Origin of the sequence: Streptomyces malaysiensis subsp. samsunensis, assembly GCF_024519315.1 — a bacterium.
Classification (GTDB): Bacteria; Actinomycetota; Actinomycetes; order Streptomycetales; family Streptomycetaceae; genus Streptomyces; species Streptomyces malaysiensis.
The window spans coordinates 22487-42030 of sequence record NZ_JANIIC010000068.1 but is presented as its reverse complement, the minus strand read 5'-3'; the positions used below and the strand labels follow the sequence as shown (position 1 = coordinate 42030).

Genomic DNA, 19544 nt, shown 5'->3' with positions numbered 1-19544 from the left:
CATTTGGTCTTTGCCTCTCGTTCTTTTCCGGATCTACCGTGAAACAGCTCGACGAGGTGCTCACCGCGAATTCCCCGGAGAATCGCGCTCTGCGCATATCGACCCCTTTTCCGTCGAGCGGACGAATACGCGATCGAGAGGACCGGTGGCATGGCCACGAGCGAGAATGGATCGGGAACGCGAGAATTCGCGGGAAAGCGGGCCCTGGTCACGGGTGGTTCGCGCGGCATCGGAGCGGCCGTCGTGCGCCGGCTCCTGGACGCGGGCGCCGAGGTGCTCACGACCGCCAGGTCGGCGACGAGCACGGCGCCGGAGGGGGCCACCTTCGTGGCGGCCGATGTGCGCACCCGGGCCGGAGCCAAGGCGCTCGCCACGGCCGCGCGGGAGGTGCTCGGCGGGGTGGACATCCTGGTCCACAACGCGGGTGGGGCGGGACCGCACAAGAGCGCTCTGGACATCCCCGACGAGGAGTGGCAGAACGCGCTGGACCTGAACTACCTGGCGTCGGTGCGGCTGGACTCGCTGCTGGTACCGGGGATGCGGGAACGGCGTTCGGGGGCGATCGTGCACATCTCCTCGGCCGCGGTCCGCACCCCGGTAGGGCAGTTCCTGCACTACACGACGGCGAAGGCGGCGCTGGAGAACTACAGCCGGGGACTGGCCCTGGAGCTGGCCCCGTCCGGAATCCGGGTCAACACCGTGAGTCCCGGCAGGGTCGCCACCCCCGGCGGCGAGGCGACGCGGGAGCAGTGGGCGCGCCTGGCCGCGGCGCCGGCCCAGACCAATGTCGACGACGCTCCCCCGCTGGGGCGCGATGGCCGGCCGGACGACATCGCCCAGGCGGTGCTGTTCCTCGTGTCCGACCGGGCGGGCTGGCTGACCGGGAGCAATCTCTTCGTGGACGGCGGCGAATTCCCCAGGGGCTGACCCCGCCGAGTTGTGAGAGAAGAAACAAAGGAATCTGGCATGGATAAATACACCGGTAAGAATGCGGTGATCACGGGTGGCGGCAGTGGCATGGGGTTCGCCATGGCCAAGCTGCTGGTGGACGGCGGAGCCCGGGTGGTGATCACCGGTCGTTCTCGGACCACGCTCGACGCCGCGCGGGCGCGGCTCGGCGAGAACGCGCTGGCCGTCCGGGGCGATGTGGCCTCACTGCCCGACCTGGACGCTCTGGCCGAGCGGGTGAAGGACGAACTCGGCACGATCGACGCCCTGTTCGTCAACGCCGGTATCGCGACCCTCACACCCTTCGAGTCGACGACCGAGGAGATGTACGACGAGCTGTTCGCGATCAACGTCAAGGGCGCCCACTTCACCGTGCGGAAGCTCGCCCCGCTGCTGGCCACGGGCGCCGGTGTCGTCCTCACCACCTCCGTCGCGAACGTCATCGGCATGGTGGACACCAGTGTCTACGCGGCCGGTAAAGCGGCGCTGCGCTCGATGGCCCGCAGCCTCTCCCGCGAACTGCTTCCGCGCGGAATCCGTGTCAACGCGGTCAGCCCCGGTCCCATCGACACGGGCATTCTGGACGCCACGATGACCGAGGAGGACGCCGAGCGGTTCAAGGCGCAGCGGGTCGCGGACAATCCCATGCGGCGTTTCGGCACCCCCGACGAGGTGGCCAGGGCGGCCGCGTTCCTCGCCTTCGACGCCACTTACACCGCCGGTGCCGAGTTCGCCGTGGACGGAGGCGCCACCCAGCTCTGAGCTCGTCCTACCGGCTCGGACCAGGTCTCCTTGCGCAGGAGTTCGAGCAGGGCCGTCTCCGCCGGGCCCGCGGCGTGCCGGAGCACGGCGATGACGGGCTGGGACACGGCCGGGAAGACCGGGCGGACGAGGTGCTCATGGCCGTGGGGCACCGCGGAGGCCGGGACGAGCGTCACCCCCAGCCCGTGGGCGGCCCAGCGCACGGCCGTGGCCGTCTGGGACACCCGGGCGGCCGTGGTCGGGGCCAGATCGTTGTTCCGCAACACCTCCAGCAGCACGCCGTCGAGCGCGCTGTCGCGGTCGAACCTCACCCATGGCTCCCCCTCCAGCTCGCGCAGCTCGACCCGGTCCGCGGCGAGCCGCGGGTGCCCGGCGCCCAGCACCACGACGAATTCCTCGTCGCCGAGGTGGTGGGCGTCGTCGGGGGTCTGCTCACACGCCGCCATCAGGGCGAGGTCCAGCACGCCCCGGCGCCCCAACCGCTCCAGCTCGGCGGAGCTCGGCTCCTCGAAGACGGTGACCTCGAGCCGCGGGAAGCGGCGGCGCAGCGCGCCCAGCGCCCCCGGCAGCTGGCGCGTGCCGAAGCCCATCTGCACCGCGACCACCAGCTCGCCCACCAGCTGATCGGCACCGGCCCGCGCCGTCGCCCTCGCCCGCCGCGCGGCGCTCACCACGACCTCCGCCTCCCGCAGGAAGGCGCGGCCGACCACGGTGGGCACCAGCCCGGTCGGCGTGCGGGCGAACAGTTCCACGCCGAGCTCCCGCTCCAGGCCGCGGATCCGCTGGGACACCGACGGCTGGGCGACATGCAGCAGCTCCGCCGCCGCGGTCACCGAGCCCGCCTCGGCCACGGCCAGGGCGTACTCGAACTGCCGAAGGCTCATCGGCTCCCGTTCCCTTCCCGCGGTGGACCGCGGCCCACCCGGTTGTCATCGTCGCAACCGTAGGCAACCCGGTTCCGCCGACGGACATTCCCGTGGCCACCGGCGGGCCTCCCAGCAGCGGGCGGACGCCCGCCACGGCGCGTGTGCGCCGTGGCGGGCGTCCTCGGGTGACGGTGACGGCGGTCAGTCGCGTGGTGCGGAGGACCGGTTCGCGGAGCCGTTGATCACGAACTGTGAGCCGGGCTCCTTCACCACATCGCCCTGAGCCGAGTTGGTGATCGTCACGTTGGTCAGCGTGGCGTCGCCGCGTGCCCCGCCCATCGCGAGGATCCCGGACCCGTTGTTGGACTTGTCGATGGTGACGTTCTCGATCTGGACGCCGGGCATCGCGCCGCCGCCCGTCTTGAACTGGATGCCGTCGTAGGTGGAGTCATGGATGTCGGTGTCGCGGATCGTGACCCCGGGGATGTTCTGCCCCTGGGCGAACAGGGTGATCGCGCCGAACTCCTGCGCTTCGCCCCAGAACGCGCCGCCCGTGCGGTACAGGCCGTTGTTGGCGATGAGCGTCTCGCCCGAGAAGGGCAGCGGGTCGTGGTCGGTGGCCAGCATGATCCCCGGGTAGTTCATGGTGTCGGAGATCAGGTTGTTCTCGATCGTGTTGCCGTAGCCGCCGTAGACCGCGATGCCGTTGGCCCGCCAGGGCAGTTGGATGGTGTTGTTCCGGAAGTGGTTGTCGTGGCCGATGTCCGTCGAGGTGTCCTTCACGTACTTGTTGGCCCAGACCGCGAGTGAGTCGTCGCCGGTGTTGCGGAAGGAGGAGTTGTACACGGTGGAATTGCGGGTGCCGTTGGTGAAGTTGACGCCGTCGGCGTAGGTGTTGCGGATCCGTACGCCACTGAACTCGAGGCCGTCACCGGGCCCCCACAGCGCGGGGATGTTGGAGTAGTCGCGGCCGACCCAGGCACCGACGTTGGCGTGCTCGAGCCACACGTTGGTGATCTTGGTGTTCTTGCCGAAGCGGCCGTTGAGCCCGACCCCGCCCTCGGCGCCGCCGTCGCCGCCGCGGATGGTGCCGGAGCCGAAGATGGCGATGTCGGAGATCTTGGTGTTGTCGTCGATGTCGAAGCCGAAGTTGCCCTCGTGGGGGTGGTTGATGCCACCCGCTTCCTGGGGCGGGATGAGCGAGTAGAGCTGGGAGTGCCACATGCCGGCACCGCGGACGGTGACGTCCCGGATGCCCATCTGGTTGTACTGGCCCTGGTTCTGCGGATCGTCGGTCAGGATCTTCTTCTCCTGGCGCCACTGGCCCGCGGGGATCCACACACAGGGGATCGCGCCCTCCTGGTCCGCCGTGACGGCGCGCTGGATGGCGTCCGCGTCGTCGATGCCGTCGTTGGGCACCGCCCCGTAGTCGGTGATGGAGACGCATTCGGAGGGCTTGGCCGCCGGTGCCGCGACCTGCTCCAGATCGATCATGTCGATGATGTAGAAGGCCGCGTCGTCACCGCTGTCCCGCTGGAGCCGGAACTTCGTACCCACCGGGTAGGTGTCGGTGAGCAGGGCGTGGGACTCGTCGAACAGCCGCCGGGCGTCCCCGCCGGGCCGGTTGGTCAGGCCCTCCGGGTCGTCGGTCGTGCCGTAGAGCCAGCTGTGCTTGGAGGACAGGGTCAGTTTGCGGACGAACGTGCCGTCCGCGTAGAGGCTGATGGTCGCCTCCCTGCCGCCGCCGGCCGCCGCGTCCGGGATCGAGTTGCGGACGACGATCGAGTTGGACGGCGTGGTGGAGGTGAACTCCACGTACTGACCGGTGGTGTCGAGCCGGACCGACTCGCGCCCGGAGGACTCGGTGGCGAAGTTGGTGTGCCCGAAGGTGCGCTTGGCGTCCGTCTTCAGCAGGGTGCCGTCGTACCGGCCGTCCTCCGCCTCGTACTCGGTGTACGGCACCGCCGCGCCGCGTCCGACGACGAGGGAGCGGGCGAAGGTGTTGTTGTCCTCGTTGGTCTCGGCGACGGTGCCGGTGGCGTCGGCCGTCGCGGTGAGCGTCGCTCCCCCGCTGGTGGCGGTCCAGTCTCCGTTGACGGCCACGGTGGCCGTGCCACCGGCCGGGATGGAGCCCGTCGTGCCGTTCAGCGTGGTCCCGCCGACGGTGAGCCGGGTGACCGATCCGGCGGGCACCGTGCTCGTGCCCCTGTTGTGCACCGCGACGGTGAAGGTGACCTTGGCGCCGACCGCCGGGCTGGAGGGGTTGGTGGTGATGCCGGTGACCTCCAGGTCCGGTCCGGGGGCCTGGCCGACGACCAGCTTCGAGGCGGCGTTGCGGCTGTTGTTGGTGTTGTCGAGCTCGGCGACCGTGTCGGCCGGGTCGACGACGGCGGAGACGGTGTAGCTGCCCATGGGCCGCTTACCGACCTCGACCGGCACCTTCACCGACGCGCCCGGTGCGAGCGCGCCGACGGCGCCGCTGCCGGCGACCGTGCCCTCGAGGCTGACGTTCACCGTGGTCGCGGGCGCGGCGGCCGTCCCGGCGTTGCGGACCGTCGCCTCGACGGTGACCGCGTCCGCCTCGGAGGGCGACTCGGGCGACCAGGTGAGTTCGGTGACGGTCAGATCGGGGGCGGGCGCGGCCGTGCCGACGACCTCGAACTCGGCGACCTGTCCGCCGCCGACGCCGGTGTTGCCGAAGAACTGGAGGCGTATGTCCGCGTACCGGCCCGTGACCGGGATGGTCACCGTGTTCTTGTTCTGCGACGGGCTGAAGGTGTAGTCGGCCCGGTCCTTCAGCGAGGTGAACCCGGCCCCTCCGACCGGCCGTCCCAGCACCTGGATGCTCTGCGACCGGGCGCTCCAGACGGGATCGGGGTTCAGCTTGACGACGACACCGGTCAGATCGGCGTCGGAGCCCAGCTTCGCGGTCAGCGTCGAGGACTGGCCGCCCGCCTCCCAGTAGGTGGAGGTGCTGCCGTCGTTGGCATTGCTCGCGATGTAGTTCTGGGTGGTCGACGACGCCTCGATCGGCTTGCGCAGGGCCAGGTTGGTGCCCGCGGGCGGGTTCCCCGGAGGCTCCTCGTCGGCCTCCCCGCGCACCTCCACCTCGGAGAGCTGGGCGGCGTTCCAGCCGGTGTTGGCGGTCACCTGTACGCGCACGTACCGCGCCTCGGCCGTGACGTCGAGCGCCACGGTGTTGCCGGACGATGGCGAGAAGTCCTTGCGCGCCTCCGCGACCACGGTGGTGAAGTCCTGGCCGTCGGCGCCGGCCTGGACCCTCACGGCCTCGGTGCGGGACTCCCACGACGCGGGGAGCTTCAGGACCACCTCGTCGATGTCCGTCCTGGTCCCGAGGTCGACCTGTACCCACTGCGGGAACGAGCCCGGGGGACCCTCCCAGTAGGAAGCCTGGCTGCCGTCGGTGACATTGCTCGCCGGATAGGAGCCGTGTGCCCCGCCGGCCGTCACCGGCCTGCCCAGCGCGAGATTCGCTCCCTCCGCGGCATGGGCTCCCGCCGCGGCATGAGCTGTCATGGGCAGCGGCCCGACCGTGAGCAGACCCGCCGTCACAAGCCCGGCGAATAACCGCCGACCGTGCTGTCTTCTTCTCATGAGGCCCTCTCGATATGACGGTGTTCAGCGGGCCCAGACGGTGCCGCGGTGGATCCGAGCCAGCCGCAGTACAAGAGTTGAGTGATTTCGTCCATCTTTTGCAGCGATGCTTTGACAGATTTCTACCGCTCATCGACTTTGTCAACGGCCTGGTACGTCGCAGTACTTGATGGGCCGCCTGCTCACTCCGCCCAGGTGGCGGTCGACGTCCACGGCAGGGGGCGGGACAGCGGGACGGCGATCGGGCACAGACCGCCGGGAACGCATGCGCCCCTTGCCCCGGCGGGCCGTCGCCGGATGTGCCGGTGGCCGGAAGCGCGCCCTTCGAAACGATCAACGAGCAGAATGACCTGACCATTCAGCGGCCCCGCACTTCGCGCCATGCGATCCGCGGGCCCACCTCCCACTGTTCTCCCTGCCACGGAAGAAGTTCCATGACCTCCACCGCATCCACCCGCCCCACCGCCGCCATCGCGCGCCTCGTCATACCCGCTGCCCTGGCCGCGGCGGTCGCCGTCCTCGTGGTCTACCTGATCTTCGACGCCGCCGGAGCCGACTTCGAAGTCACCATGTCCGGCGACCAGAGCACCGTCACCGCGGTCCAGGCGGGCCTCGCGGCCTTGCTGGTGAGCCTGGTCGGCGGCACCGTCGCGCTGCTCATCGCCCGGCGTACCGCCCGGCCGGCTCGTACCTTCGCCACGATCGTGACCGTCGCCATCGTGCTGTTACTCGTCGGGCCGCTGGTGGGCGCCGACCAGGCGCTGACCGTCGTGGCCCTCGAAGTACTGCACCTGATCGCGGCGGCGGCCGTACTGCTCGTCATCCTGCCGCGCATCGACACCGACACCACGTCGACGGACGCCTGACCGTCTCGCGCCCGTGACCGCCTGACGACTCTGGACTCATGCCGCATCGCCGCGCGCACGAGTCCAGGGTCGGGCACCCGGCGCAAGAGAAGTGCGCTTCCCCATCCCGATGCCGCGCCGGATCCGGACAGTCCTGAACGCCGCCACGATCTCCACCCGGCTCCGGCGGGCAACTCCCGGTGGACGACCGCGAGTTCACGGTCCCTCGCTACGACCGCGGCTTCCTGGCGCCCTGCGCGGCCTTCAGGTCGGCCAGCAGCTCGGCCTGGCCGGCGAGCACTCCGGACAGGATCGTCCGTGCGACCCGCAGAAGCTCCGCGACCTGCGGGCTGGTCAGTGAGTAGTACACGGTCGAACCCTCCTTGCGGGTCCTGACCAGATTCGCCCGCCGCAACACGGCCAGCTGCTGGGACAGATGCGCGGGTTCGATGCCCACCTCGGGCAGCATCTCCCCGACCGCGTGCTCGCGGTCGCTCAGCAGCTCCAGGACCCGGATACGGGCCGGATGGCCGAGCGTTTTGAAGAACTCGGCCTTCAGCTGGTACAGCGGCGTACTCATCGTGCCGTCCCCTCCCCGACACCACAGCACGGCCCCGCCGGCCGGAGCTCGGCGCGTCCCATCCACCCACTCGTCAAGAACATACGGCCCATCCTCGCCTGCGCCACCGGCCGTGCCGAAACCCGCGGGCGGAAACCGAGCCGCCGAACCAGGCGGTGATGAGCCGGACCGAAGCGCGCCGGGGCCATACGCACGCGAAACCGCCCGGGACGTCGTTCCGGGCGGTCGGCATGGCGCGGTGCCGGGTCAAGCCTTCTTGACCACGCTGGATTTGAGCTGCATGGCGCCGAACCCGTCGACCTTGCAGTCGATGTCGTGGCCGTCCACGCCGTCGACGAGACGGATGTTGCGCACCTTGGTGCCCGCCTTGATCCCGGTCGGGCTGCCCTTGACCTTCAGCGTCTTGACCACCGTGACGGTGTCACCGTCCGCGAGCTCATTGCCGACCGCGTCCCTGATCACCTTGTTCCCGGTGCCACCCTCCGATTCCTCGGACGGCGACCATTCGTGCCCGCACTCGGGGCAGATCAGGAGCACACCCATCTCGTAGGTGTACGCACCGGAGCATTCGGGGCAGGCGGGAAGGTTGTCGCTCATGGCACCAGGGTCTTTCAGTCGGTGGGCCGATACGGGGGTGGGGCGGGGTCAGCTGGGCCGGCCGTCCGTGCGCCGCACCCGCTGCCCCTCCTCGGGGGCCGATGGGCGCCGGGCGTGCGCGGCGAGGGCGGCGGCCAGGTCGCGGTGGACGGGGATGTCCGGGCCGTCGCCGGGCGGGACCAGCGAGCCGTCGGCGGGGACGGCGGCCACTTCCAGGCCGCGCCCCGCCCCGGCGAGGTGGTGGGCCGCCTCGGTGATGGCCAGCCGGCCCTCGGCGGACCAGCTGCGCAGCCCGGTCAGGTCGAGGATGACCGGTCCGGTGCCGCGGGCGGCGACCCAGCCGACCGCGCCGGCGAAGCGGTGGACCGCGTCCGGGCCCAGGTATCCGGCGACGGAGAGGATGCCGTGATCCCGCTCGACGGTGTAGTGCCACTCGATGGTCATGGGGTGAACCTCCTTGCGGTGCGACCCGTCGGATTCAGCGGGGGCGGGTGATCCAGATGCTCTTGCCGTCGGCCGCACATCGACACCGCCCCGCGCCCCTTCGGGGCGCCTCCGCACCGGAGACCTCGACCATGCGCAAGGGCGCGGGGCGTAGGCTCATCGAGCGGCCTCCGCACGGATTTCGGGGGGTGTCGCGGGGTTCGGGACCCCCTTCTGCTTCTGCCCGGCGGCATCCGCGGGCAGGACTCCCGCCCACTCCAGGTGATCGCGAGCGGCCCGGATCGCCTCCGGGGTGGTGGCGTAGTCCCGGCCGTCGTGCCGCAGCGGTTCCAGCGCGCCGACGGAGTCCAGGACCTGGCGCTGGCCGGCGCGGATCCCGGAGGCCAGGACGAGGATGCCGCGCCGTCGCAGCTTCTCCACCGCGTCCTTGAGAACGAGGGCACCGGTGGCGTCCATGGTCGACACCCGCGACATGCGCAGGATGACCACCCGTACGTCGGCCACCTCGGTCAGCTCCAGCAGGAAACGGGGCGCGGCGGCGAAGAACAGCGGCCCGTCGATCCGGTAGGCCACGATGTGCTCGGCCAGCAGCGCGTGCTCCTCGTCGCTGTGATCGCCCCGGTCGAGCGGCACCTGGTCGAAGCGGACCTGTTTGGCCACCGCGCGCAGGGCGAGAGCACCCGCCACGACCAGGCCGATGATCACCGCGTACACCAGGTCGAGCGCGAGGGTCGCGGCCGCGGTCAGGGCGAGGATCAGCGCATCCGACCGGGTGGCCTTGGCCATCGCCCGCAGCGAGCCGACCTCGATCATGCGGACCGCGGTGGCCAGCAACACACCCGCGAGGGCGGCGAGCGGGATCTTCGACACCAGGGGCGCCGCCGCGAAAACGGTCACCGCCAGGATCGCGGCATGGGTCAGCGCGGCCAGCCGGGACCCGGCGCCCGTGCGGACGTTGACCGCGGTCCGGGCGATCGCGCCGGTGGCGGGCACCCCGCCGAACAGCGGGGCGGCGATGTTGGCCAGCCCCTGGCCGAACAGCTCGCGATCGGGGTCGTGTTTCTGCCCCACCGTCATGCCGTCCGCCACCGAGGCCGACAGCAGCGACTCCAGGGCCGCCAGCGCCGCCACCGCCACGGCCGGAGCGAGCAGCGTGCCGAGCGAACCGGCGTCCAGGAAGCCGAACGAGGGCGCGGGCAGCCCGGACGGAAGATCGCCGATCGGCCGCGCCGCGTCCAGGCCCGCCACCTGGGCGACGGCCGTGGCCGCGATGACGGCCAGGATGGAGAACGGGACGGTCGGCCGCCAGCGGGCGCCGAGCAGCATGACCACGGCCACCGACACCGCGAATCCGGCCGCCGTCCAGTTCGGATGCCGTACGAACTCCTCGACGGCCCGCCAGGTCACCACCAGCACGCGGTCCCCCTCGGGCGCCGGCACCCCGAGCGCGTTCGGGACCTGCTGCAATCCGATCACACAGGCGATACCGAGGGTGAAGCCCTCCACCACCGGCGCGGGCACGTAACTCATGTACTTGCCGGCCCGCAGCGCCGCGAGCGCCACCAGCATCACGCCCGCCATCAGCCCGACGGTCAGCACCCCGGCCGGCCCGTACTCGCCGACGATCGGCACCAGCACCACGGTCATGGCCCCGGTGGGCCCGGACACCTGGAGGTTGGACCCGCCGAACACGGCGGCGAGCGCACCGGCGACCACCGCGGTGGCCAGGCCCGCCTCCGCCCCCAGACCGGAGGAGACGCCGAAGCCGAGCGCGAGCGGCAGGGCCACGATCGCCACGGTCAGCCCGGCGAGCAGGTCCCGCCGGGGATCGTGCCGCATGTCCGCCAGGTCGGCGCGGGTGGGCAGAAGCACGGTGAGCCGGGCCGCGGCCCGGCTGATCGCCGAGGTCATCGCGCGGCTACCTCGGCTTCCCGCAGCTCCGCCGGCAGCGCGCCCCGCCCCGCGAGCATCTCGGTCAGGATCCGGCGCGCGGCCCTCATCAGGTCGGCGAAGAACTCGGCCTCGGCCTGGTACAGCGGAACGGACACGACCCCTCGGCTTCCCCTATCCACACTCCGCCCGTGGGGGGCGGACACGACTGCGCTGCGCCCGCGGCTACCGGTGGAGCGGGCGCAGCCACTTCAGCATGTATGGACTTGCGAAATTTTGCAATCCATACATCTGTCAGCGCCCCGCTCGGGCGGGCGTGGGACGGTGGAACCGCTACGCTTGAAGAGTTCTTCAATTCACTAGTTACCATGGAGCGGCCACCAGGGAGGAGATCCGGATGGGCAGGCCCGTGTTCGCCGAGGCTCTGCTGGAGCGGGTGCGTCAGGCGCGAGCGGCTCTGGAGGAGGCATTGGAGTCCGAGGACGCCTATGCCGTGGCCGTGGCCGAGGACGAGCTGGACGACGCGGTGCGGGTTGCGCGCGGGCTCGGAGTGGATGTCGAGGAAGACGAGATGGAAACGGAAGAGGGGTGATCCAGATGCCCGTTCCCCTCTATGAGGCGAAGGCCGAGTTCTTCCGGATGCTGGGGCACCCGGTACGCATCCGGGTGCTGGAGCTGCTCCAGGACGGACCGAAGCCGGTGCGGGACCTGCTGGCGGCGATCGAGGTCGAGCCGTCGAACCTGTCCCAGCAGCTGGCCGTGTTGCGCCGCTCCGGGATCGTGACCGCGACGCGCACCGGGTCGACGGTGGTCTACGCGCTGGCGGGCGGCGATGTCGCGGAGTTGCTCGCCGCCGCGCGGCGGATCCTGGCCGTGTTGCTCGCCGACCGGCAGGACCTGCTGGACGAACTGCGGGCGGCGGAGACGGCACGGTGACCGGCACCGTCGGGTTCCGGCCACCGTGGCGGCGGCAGGCCGGCGGCGGCGATGTCAGCGCCGGGCCGGCCGTCGAGCGCTGCGGCGAGGCCGTCCTCGTAACGTCCCGGATTCCTTCGCGGGCCCACGCACACAGCAGGGAGATGACACGGTGAGCGAGACGGAGAAGGCCGGTACGGGGCCGGACGACGAGAGCTGGAAGGAGCGCGGCATCAAGCTGCGCGTCTTCATCTACGTCTTCGCCACCCACATCATCGCGGGGTTCGTGATCCTCTTGTTCTACGTGGGCGACCACGCCAATAAGTAGCGGGCCCCCTGGGAACGCATCGGACCATCACCAGGGCACGACTCCCTTGTCGTCGAACAGCTGCCCGGTGGGGCCGTCGTCGGGCAGCGTGGCCAACCGGATCGCGATCGCCGCGCCCTGCTCGGGCGTCTGCGTACCGCTGAACCCATTGAGGTCGGTGGCCACGTAGCCGGGGCAGGCGTTGTTGATCAGGATGTTGGTGCCGCTCAGCTCCTTGGCGTACTGGATGGTGACGGCGTTGAGATGGGTCTTCGTCGGCGCGTAAGCCCCGCTGATCCCTCCGAGGTCGGCATCGGGCGCGGTCTGGAGGGCCAGAGAGCCGACATGGCTGGACTGGTTGACGATCCGCGGGTGGGCCGAGTGGCGCAGCAGCGGCAGCATCGCGTTGGTGACCCGGATGACGCCGATGACGTTGGTCTCCACCAGCCGCCGCACGGTCTCCAGGTCGATGGTCGTGGGCGCCTCCGGCCAGCCGCCCGCGACACCGGCGTTGTTGACCAGCACGTCGAGGCGTCCCGCCCGCTCCTCGATCAGCCGCGCGGCGGCGGTCACGCTCCCGTCGTCGGTCACGTCCAAGGGCACGCCGAACGCGTCGGCACCCGCCGCGCGCAGTTTCGCCACGGCCTCCGCCCTGCGCCGCTCGTCCCGGGCGCCGACACCGACGCTCCAGCCCAATGCGCCCAGCCCGGCCGCGATCTCGTACCCGATTCCCTTGTTCGCACCCGTGACCAGCGCGATCGTCTTCTCACTCATGGCAGCCAGCATGGCCGCGCCGCGACCGGGCACCAACACCATCTCGGTAGCGCAGCGATACCCGGGCGACATCGATCGACCGTCCGCCGGAGATACGGTGCACATATGGAGATACGCGAGCTGCGGTACTTCGTCGCCATCGCCGAGGAACTGCACTTCGGCAGGGCCGCCCAGCGTCTGGACATAGCCCAGCCGCCCCTGTCCCGCGCCCTCGCCCGGCTCGAACGACAACTCGGGGTCACGCTTCTGGAGCGCACCAGCCGCAAGGTGACGCTCACCGAGGCCGGAGCCGTGCTGCTGTCCGAGGGGCGCGCCATCCTCAGCGCGGTGGCCACGGCCGAACGGCGTACCCAGCAGGCCGCGCAAAGGCGTCCCCACCTGGTCCTCGCCGCCAAATCCGGCACCGCCGACGAGTTGCTGGCCAAACTCCTCGACGCCCACCGCGCGGAACCCGGCGCGGCCACCGTCGATCTCCTGCTCTGCGAGGCACATCAGCACCAGAAGTTGCTGAAGAATGGGCAGGCCGATGTGGCTCTGCTGCACTTGCCATTCGATTCGACGGCCGGACTCGACACCGAAATTCTGTATACCGAGCGGCAGGTGGCGATCCTGCCCACCTCCCACCCACTTGCCGGCCGCTCACGGATTCGGGCCGCCGAGGTCACCGAATTGCCGGAACTCCCGATGGCTCGCTGGCCCGGTCCCGATGGCGACTATCCGGAGGGACCAGGGGCGGAGGTACGGAATCTGACCCAGCTCTTCCAGCTGATCGCGCTCGGCCGGACGACCGTGATCATCCCCGAGTCCGCCGCCACCGGCCTGCGCCGGGACCTCGCCGCCGTGCCGGTCCTGGACGCTCCGCCCGTGACCACGGTGCTCGCCTGGCCCCCGCAGAGCCGACTTCGCGCGGTGGCCGACCTGATCCGGGTGGCGACACGTCTGACCACGGTTCCATGAACGGCGGGTGAGGCTGTCCGTCAGCCCAGCGACGCGCTCGCCGCACGCAGCTCGTCCAGGGCCACCAGGGCGTAACTGGCCAGCTCGTCCTTGCCGTCGCTGTCGCCCTCGGACCATTCCGCGTACCCCCGTTTGAAGGCGAGGACGCCCAGCTCGCCCGCGAGAGCCGCGGTCGAATCGGGCACGCCGCGGGCGATCAGGGCGGCGGTCATCGCGGCCGCGAGGCTGACGCTCTTGAGGGCGTCACGCTCCTGGAGCTCGGCGCTGGCGGCGATGGCCGCCTTCAGCCGGGGGGCGAGCTCCCGATTCACGGCGCCCATCGCGCTCGATGCGCGCTCGAGACCGGCGGCGACCGCCTCCAGCGGGCTGGCGTCGGCGGGCGCCTCCGCGATCCCCTCCGCCAGCAGTCGGCTGAGCGTCTCCTGCCCGGCCACCAGCAGCTCGCGCTTATCGGGGAAGTGCCGGAAGAAGGTGCTTTTGGTGACCCCGGCGCGCTCGGCGATCTGCGCGACCGTGGTGGCGTCGTACCCCTGCTCGGTGAACAGGTCGACAGCAGCCACGACGAGGCGTTCGCGCGCCCCTGGTTCCCACCGACCCATGCGCCCATCATACGTGATGGGACTCTTGTCCCATCACCCTGCTAATGTGATGGGACAAGAGTCCCATCACTCGTGGGAGAGTTTCCATGCACGTCTTTGTCACCGGTGGCACCGGCCTGATCGGTTCCGCCGTCGTCGCCGAACTCCTCGGCAACGGCCACACCGTCCTCTCACTCGCCCGCTCCGAGGCATCCGCGCAGGTCGCCGAGGCGGCCGGCGCCGAGCCGCTCCGGGGAGCCCTCGCCGATCCGGACGTCCTTCGCGCCGGCGCCGCCCAGGCCGACGGAGTGATCCACCTCGCGTTCGCCAACGACTTCAGCAGCGCCGAGGCCGTCGCCAAGGCGGTCGCCGAGGAAAGCGCCGCCATCGCCGCCATCGGCGAGGAACTCATCGGCAGCGACCGCCCCTTCGTCACCGCCTCGGGCACGCCCTGGGTGCCGGGCCGCGCCTCCACCGAGGCCGACCCGCCGCCCACCGACGGACCGGTCGGCGGTCGCGGCCTCGCGGTCACGGCGGCCCTGGGGCTGGCCTCGCGCGGGGTCCGGAGCACGGCCGTACGCCTGCCGCGCACGGTGCACAACCAGGGCACCGGCGGGTTCGCCGGTCTGCTGACCGACATCGCACGCCGGAGTGGAGTGTCCGGCTACCCTGGCGACGGCGCGCAGCGTTGGCCGGCCGTGCACGCGCTCGACGCGGCGGTCCTCTTCCGGATCGCCCTGGAGCGGGCACCGGCCGGTAGCTCCTGGCACGCCGTGGCCGACGAGGGGGACCAGGTGCGTGACATCGCCGCGGTCATCGGCCGGCGGCTGGGCCTGCCGGTCGAGTCGGTACCGGCGGAGACCTACGGTCCGCTCGGCCCGATCTTCGCCGGCGACCAGCCGTCCTCCAGCGCCCACACCCGGCAGGCGCTCGGCTGGGAGCCCAAGCATCCGCGCCTTCTGGAGGACCTGGAGAACATCCAGCCCTGACCGGGGACCGGGACGATCGGGCGGGCCCGCCTCGGGCGCCCGCGGCGGCAGCGGAATCCTCACCCGCGTCCATCGCGGCCGACCGTCCCGGCGCCGCGCCGCCGGCCGAGCGGCGATTCACATCCACGGACAACAGTCCACAACCAACAGGAGGTCCCGTCATGGTGACGGTTGTATTCGGCGCCCGCGGCAACGTGGGTCGTCATGTGGCCGATGGCCTGCTGGCCGCCGGTGAGCGGGTCAGGGCGGTCAGCAGAACCCCGGCCCCGGACTTGACGCCCGGGGCGGAACCGGTCGTCGCCGACCTGGAGCGCCCCGAGACGCTGCCCGCGGCGCTCGACGGTGCCGACAAGGCGTTCCTCTACGGAATGCTCGATCCCCAGAAGCCCTACGACATCGAGAAGGTCGCCGCGGCGGCCGAAGCCGCGGGGATCCGGCAGGTGGTTCTGCTCTCGTCGGTGTCGGTCCTGAACCCCGACGCCGACCACCCGGTCCCCCGTCAGAACCGCACGATCGAGCAGGCCATCCAACGGTCCGGCATGGACTGGACGTTCATCAGGCCGGGGACGTTCGCCATCAACACCCGCACCTGGTGGGCCGAATCCATCCGCACCGACAACGTCGTCCGCCTTCCCTACCCGCTGGCGCAGTCGGCACCCGTACACGAGAAGGACATCGCGGCGCTCGCGGTGACCGCGTTGACCGAACCGGGCCACTCCCACCAGTCCTACACCATCTACGGGGCCGAGTCCCTGACCCTGCAACGCCAGATCGAGCACATCGGCGAGGCCATCGACCGGCACATCCGGATCGAACACATCTCGGACGAGCAGGCTCGCGCGGAAGTCGGCAGAACGATGCATCCGGCCTTGGCCGAGGCGATCGTGGGTCAGTGGGCCGCCGGCACCGCCGCACCGGCCCCGACCTCCGCCATCGTCGAGAAGATCACCGGCACGCCGGCGCACACCTACGCCCAGTGGGCCCTCGGCCACGCCGACGACTTCCGCTGAGCATCCGGGCAAACCCCGTGCGGGGCACGATCATCTTATCGAGTTAATACAGACGGCTCCCCGAGGCCGAGTGGGTGCATCGGCCGCTACTGTTCCCCGGGTCTGGGCGGATTCCCGGATGTTTGCCCCCTCCTTTCCTCTTTGCCGGTGACACGCGCACATACGCCAGCCACCGGCCCCACCGAGGAGCCATGGATGCCCGCGCCCGAGCCTTCCCCTCCGCAGTCGAGCCCCTCTGCGGCCGCTTCCCACTCCGGGGCGTATGTCCTCGCCGAGGCCGCCGCCCGCGCCCGCGACATCGGAGCCGCCACCGGCGGCCGGCCTCTTGTGGCGCGGGTGCCGCCCTTGCCCACACCGCCTCCCGCCGACGCCCCCACCGCCGAGGCGCGAGCAGCGGGCGGCGCCCTGGATCGGATCCTGCGCGGGCCCAGTGGCCTGGGCACGGTGAGTCTGCGACCGGCCCGGTGCGAGGGCGCGTCGGCGCCCGTGGAGGCACCGGCGGCACCGGCGGAAGGCAGCCCGGTCCCGGGCCTCTACCACCATCCGGTGCCGGAGCCCGACCCGGTGCGGGTGGCGGAGGTCGGCCGAAGGATCAAGTCCTGGGCGCTGGACGAGGTCGAGCTGTATCCGGAGGACTGGGAGGACCAGTTCGACGGCTTCTCGGTGGGCCGCTATATGGTCGCCTGCCATCCGGACGCCCCCACCGTCGACCATCTGATGCTCGCCACCCGCCTGATGGTCGCCGAGAACGCGGTGGACGACTGCTACTGCGAGGACCACGGAGGATCGCCCATCGGCCTCGGCGGACGCCTGCTACTGGCGCACACCGCCCTCGACCCCTTGCACACGACGAAGGAGTACCAGCCGCGCTGGGCGGAGTCGCTCCATTCGGACGCGCCCCGGCGCGCGTACCGCTCCGCCATGGAGTACTTCCGCGGGGCGGCCAGCCCCTCCCAGGCGGACCGGTTCCGGCACGACATGGCGCGTCTGCACCTGGGGTACCTCGCCGAGGCCGCCTGGGCCCAGACGGACCACGTACCCGAGGTGTGGGAGTACCTGGCGATGCGGCAGTTCAACAACTTCCGCCCCTGCCCCACCATCACGGACACCGTCGGCGGCTACGAACTCCCAGCGGATCTGCACGCCGGGCCCGCCATGCAGCGCGTCATCGCGCTCGCGGGAAACGCCACCACCATCGTGAACGACCTGTACTCGTACACCAAGGAACTCGACTCCCCCGGGCGGCATCTGAACCTGCCCGTGGTGATCGCCGAACGTGAGGGCATCGCCGACCGCGATGCCTATATGAAGGCCATCGACGTCCACAACGAGCTCATGCACGACTTCGAAGCCGAAGCCGCGGCCCTGGCCGCCGCCTGCCCCGTCCCGGGCGTGCGGCGCTTTCTGCGGGGCGTGGCCGTGTGGGTCGACGGCAACCACTACTGGCATCGGACCAACACCTATCGCTACGGCCTGCCCGACTTCTGGTAAGAGAAATGGACTTATCCGTGACCAGCACCGAACTCACCACCGATGCCGCCATCTCCACCAGCGCCTCCGCCGCCACCGGCGCCTCCGTGTTCATCCCCACCCCGGGGACGCCCTACCAGGAGGACATCGCCCGCTACTGGGACCGCGAGGCCAGGCCCGTGAACCTGCGGCTCGGCGATGTCGACGGCCTTTACCACCACCACTACGGCATCGGCGACATCGACCGCACCGCCCTCGGCGACGCCGACGACAGCACGTACGAGAAGAAGCTGATCGCCGAACTCCACCGCCTGGAATCGGCACAGGCCGAACTCCTCCTGGACCACCTCGGCCCCATCGAGCGCGACAACACGCTCGTGGACGCCGGCTGTGGCCGCGGCGGCTCGATGGTCATGGCCCATCAGCGCTTCGGATGCGAGGTCGAGGGCGTCACGTTATCGGCCAAGCAGGCGAGCTTCGCCAACCGGCGCGCCCACGAACTCGGCATCGAGGACCACGTGCACGCCCGCGTCTGCGACATGCTCGGTACGCCCTTCGAGACCGGGCAGATCGCGGCCTCGTGGAACAACGAATCGAGCATGTACGTCGACCTGCACGACCTCTTCGCCGAGCACGCCCGTATCCTCGCGGCCGGCGGCCGCTATGTGACCATCACCGGCTGCTGGAACCCCCGTTACGGCCAGCCCTCGAAGTGGGTCTCCCAGATCAACGCGCACTTCGAGTGCAACATCCACTCCCGCCGGGAGTACCTGCGCGCCATGGCCGACAACCGCCTCGTACCCCAGGCCGTCATCGACCTCACCGCCGCGACCCTGCCCTATTGGGGGTTGCGAGCCACGTCCCCGCTGGTCACCGGCATCGAGGAAGCGTTCATCAACTCCTACAAGGACGGGTCCTTCCAGTACCTGCTGATCGCGGCCGACCGCGTCTGACCACCTGCCTGCCGAAGTGTTCGGCGGTTGCCACACCCTTCGAGCAGGGTCTGGTGGAAGCGCTCATGGACTCCCGGGCCTGAGACACCTTCCCGCGCGTTTGAGCGTGCGGGTGACCGGAGCGCTTTCCACCTGGGCGACGCCGGGCAGGGCGGCGATCGGACCGGTGAGGTAGGTGTGCAGTTCGCGGCTGTCCGCGCAGTTGACGGCCGCGTACAGGTTGGTGGGGCCGGTGGTGGAGGCCGCGAAGGAGACCTGCTGGTGTCCGGCGAGGGTGGTTCCGGCCTCGTCGAGGGCGGCGGGGGCGACGGAGAGCCAGAGCATGGCGGCGCGGGGGCGGTGGAAGACCTGGGGGTCGTAGTCCAGGTCGAAGTAGAGGACTCCGCGGCGTCTGAGCTCCGCCACACGTCGTTGGGCGGTGGAGGGTGAGCAGCCGGCGGCGTGCGCCAATTCCTTTGTGCTGGCGCGTCCGTCGGTGTGCAGGACATGGAGAAGGGCGTGGTCGACGGGGGTGAGCCGGGGTGAATCCGCGGTGTGGCCGGGCAGGGTGAGCTCGGCGATCTGTTGCGGAGTGAGGGGGCCGACCTTGTCGAGTGGGCTCTGCGGGCCGCCGAAGTAGGTGTGCAGCAGGCAGTGGGCGGTGAGGGTGGTCACCCGAGGGGTTTTGGGGAGGTTGCGGAGCAGCAGTGGTTCGCCGCTCTCCGCGTTGCGGGTGGTGCAGACGATCTCCGTCCCTCCAGAGGTGACATGGGCCCATACGGTCTCCTCGTGGCGGGCCAGCGCATGTGCCACCTCCTCGGTGGCCCCCGGGGCGCAGCGCACGCGCAGGAACCATTCCTCCTCGCCGACGGCATGGGGGTAGGTGCGGCCCAGGACGCGCAGGGACGCGGTGGTGCGCAGGTCGGCGTACCGGCGGTTGACCGTCTGCGGTGAGATGCCGAGGATCGCGGCGATCGCCCGGAACGAGGCTCTCCCATCGATCTGGAGGGCGTGGATGATTTTCCGATCGATGTCGTCGCTCATGGAACAAAGCCTCGCATCAGC

General features: G+C 70.7%; 20 protein-coding genes and 1 pseudogene. 11 read left to right on the top strand and 10 right to left on the bottom strand.

Going from position 1 to position 19544, the window contains the following annotated elements; translation table 11 throughout:
- Positions 1-150: 150 nt before the first annotated feature.
- Positions 151-927, top strand: coding sequence for an SDR family oxidoreductase (locus tag NQU54_RS39940; protein ID WP_257635265.1), 777 nt, complete (start codon positions 151-153; stop codon positions 925-927).
- Positions 928-966: 39 nt separating this feature from the next.
- A complete protein-coding gene (locus tag NQU54_RS39935) occupies positions 967-1710 on the top strand; it encodes an SDR family oxidoreductase (protein WP_257635264.1) in 744 nt (247 codons plus the stop codon).
- Here NQU54_RS39935 and NQU54_RS39930 read toward each other — a convergent pair.
- A complete protein-coding gene (locus NQU54_RS39930; protein ID WP_257635263.1) occupies positions 1659-2594 on the bottom strand; it encodes a LysR family transcriptional regulator in 936 nt (311 codons plus the stop codon). The two genes, NQU54_RS39935 and NQU54_RS39930, sit on opposite strands and share 52 nt — an antisense overlap.
- A gap of 183 nt (positions 2595-2777) precedes the next feature.
- The gene (locus NQU54_RS39925; RefSeq protein WP_257635262.1) at positions 2778-6191 is read right to left on the bottom strand and encodes a CARDB domain-containing protein; all 3414 of its coding nucleotides are present in this window, start codon (positions 6189-6191) and stop codon (positions 2778-2780) included.
- A gap of 434 nt (positions 6192-6625) precedes the next feature.
- Between NQU54_RS39925 and NQU54_RS39920 the strand changes: the two genes are divergently transcribed.
- A complete protein-coding gene (locus tag NQU54_RS39920) occupies positions 6626-7057 on the top strand; it encodes a DUF6069 family protein (RefSeq protein WP_093704249.1) in 432 nt (143 codons plus the stop codon).
- A 208-nt stretch (positions 7058-7265) separates the two neighbouring features.
- On the opposite strand, the gene NQU54_RS39915 is transcribed toward NQU54_RS39920, so the two are convergent.
- From NQU54_RS39915 to NQU54_RS39895, 5 genes and pseudogenes are all read right to left on the bottom strand, one after another.
- Positions 7266-7616 (bottom strand): ArsR/SmtB family transcription factor, encoded by a 351-nt coding sequence (locus NQU54_RS39915; protein WP_257635261.1) that lies wholly within the window; start codon positions 7614-7616, stop codon positions 7266-7268.
- 246 nt (positions 7617-7862) lie between these two features.
- On the bottom strand, positions 7863-8213 hold the full coding sequence (locus NQU54_RS39910) for a zinc ribbon domain-containing protein YjdM (protein ID WP_069861613.1): 351 nt from the start codon (positions 8211-8213) through the stop codon (positions 7863-7865).
- 48 nt (positions 8214-8261) lie between these two features.
- Positions 8262-8657, bottom strand: a complete 396-nt coding sequence (locus NQU54_RS39905; protein WP_257635260.1) for an STAS domain-containing protein — start codon at positions 8655-8657, stop codon at positions 8262-8264.
- Positions 8658-8813: 156 nt separating this feature from the next.
- A complete protein-coding gene (locus NQU54_RS39900; protein ID WP_257635259.1) occupies positions 8814-10568 on the bottom strand; it encodes a SulP family inorganic anion transporter in 1755 nt (584 codons plus the stop codon).
- Positions 10565-10669: pseudogene (locus NQU54_RS39895) on the bottom strand (transcriptional regulator); the annotation flags it as partial. The gene NQU54_RS39900 and the pseudogene NQU54_RS39895, both read right to left, overlap by 4 nt.
- Positions 10670-10944: 275 nt before the next feature.
- Here NQU54_RS39895 and NQU54_RS39890 point away from each other — a divergent pair.
- The 3 genes from NQU54_RS39890 to NQU54_RS39880 all read left to right on the top strand — a co-directional run bounded on the left by NQU54_RS39890 (position 10945) and on the right by NQU54_RS39880 (position 11790).
- A complete protein-coding gene (locus NQU54_RS39890; RefSeq protein ID WP_257635258.1) occupies positions 10945-11139 on the top strand; it encodes a hypothetical protein in 195 nt (64 codons plus the stop codon).
- A 5-nt stretch (positions 11140-11144) separates the two neighbouring features.
- Positions 11145-11483, top strand: coding sequence for an ArsR/SmtB family transcription factor (locus NQU54_RS39885; RefSeq protein WP_257635257.1), 339 nt, complete (start codon positions 11145-11147; stop codon positions 11481-11483).
- Positions 11484-11634: 151 nt separating this feature from the next.
- The gene (locus NQU54_RS39880; RefSeq protein WP_167459895.1) at positions 11635-11790 is read left to right on the top strand and encodes a DUF6126 family protein; all 156 of its coding nucleotides are present in this window, start codon (positions 11635-11637) and stop codon (positions 11788-11790) included.
- Between the two features lie 27 nt (positions 11791-11817).
- On the opposite strand, the gene NQU54_RS39875 is transcribed toward NQU54_RS39880, so the two are convergent.
- A complete protein-coding gene (locus NQU54_RS39875) occupies positions 11818-12555 on the bottom strand; it encodes an SDR family oxidoreductase (RefSeq protein ID WP_257635273.1) in 738 nt (245 codons plus the stop codon).
- A gap of 93 nt (positions 12556-12648) precedes the next feature.
- On the opposite strand from NQU54_RS39875, the gene NQU54_RS39870 reads away from it, so the two are divergent.
- On the top strand, positions 12649-13500 hold the full coding sequence (locus NQU54_RS39870) for a LysR family transcriptional regulator (RefSeq protein ID WP_257635256.1): 852 nt from the start codon (positions 12649-12651) through the stop codon (positions 13498-13500).
- 20 nt (positions 13501-13520) lie between these two features.
- Here NQU54_RS39870 and NQU54_RS39865 read toward each other — a convergent pair whose 3' ends face one another.
- A complete protein-coding gene (locus NQU54_RS39865; RefSeq protein WP_147967552.1) occupies positions 13521-14099 on the bottom strand; it encodes a TetR/AcrR family transcriptional regulator in 579 nt (192 codons plus the stop codon).
- A gap of 86 nt (positions 14100-14185) precedes the next feature.
- Here NQU54_RS39865 and NQU54_RS39860 point away from each other — a divergent pair, with 86 nt between their 5' ends.
- From NQU54_RS39860 to NQU54_RS39845, 4 genes are all read left to right on the top strand, one after another.
- Positions 14186-15067, top strand: a complete 882-nt coding sequence (locus NQU54_RS39860; protein WP_257635255.1) for an SDR family oxidoreductase — start codon at positions 14186-14188, stop codon at positions 15065-15067.
- A 161-nt stretch (positions 15068-15228) separates the two neighbouring features.
- On the top strand, positions 15229-16077 hold the full coding sequence (locus NQU54_RS39855; RefSeq protein ID WP_257635254.1) for an SDR family oxidoreductase: 849 nt from the start codon (positions 15229-15231) through the stop codon (positions 16075-16077).
- A 195-nt stretch (positions 16078-16272) separates the two neighbouring features.
- Positions 16273-17568 carry a family 2 encapsulin nanocompartment cargo protein terpene cyclase gene (locus NQU54_RS39850; protein WP_257635253.1) on the top strand — a complete coding sequence of 432 codons (1296 nt, stop codon included), beginning with the start codon at positions 16273-16275 and terminating at the stop codon, positions 17566-17568.
- Between the two features lie 5 nt (positions 17569-17573).
- Positions 17574-18500 carry a geranyl diphosphate 2-C-methyltransferase gene (locus tag NQU54_RS39845; RefSeq protein ID WP_257635252.1) on the top strand — a complete coding sequence of 309 codons (927 nt, stop codon included), beginning with the start codon at positions 17574-17576 and terminating at the stop codon, positions 18498-18500.
- 63 nt (positions 18501-18563) lie between these two features.
- Here NQU54_RS39845 and NQU54_RS39840 read toward each other — a convergent pair whose 3' ends face one another.
- Positions 18564-19523: an Lrp/AsnC family transcriptional regulator gene (locus NQU54_RS39840; RefSeq protein WP_257635251.1), complete on the bottom strand. Its 960-nt coding sequence runs from the start codon at positions 19521-19523 to the stop codon at positions 18564-18566.
- Between the last annotated feature and the right edge of the window lie 21 nt (positions 19524-19544).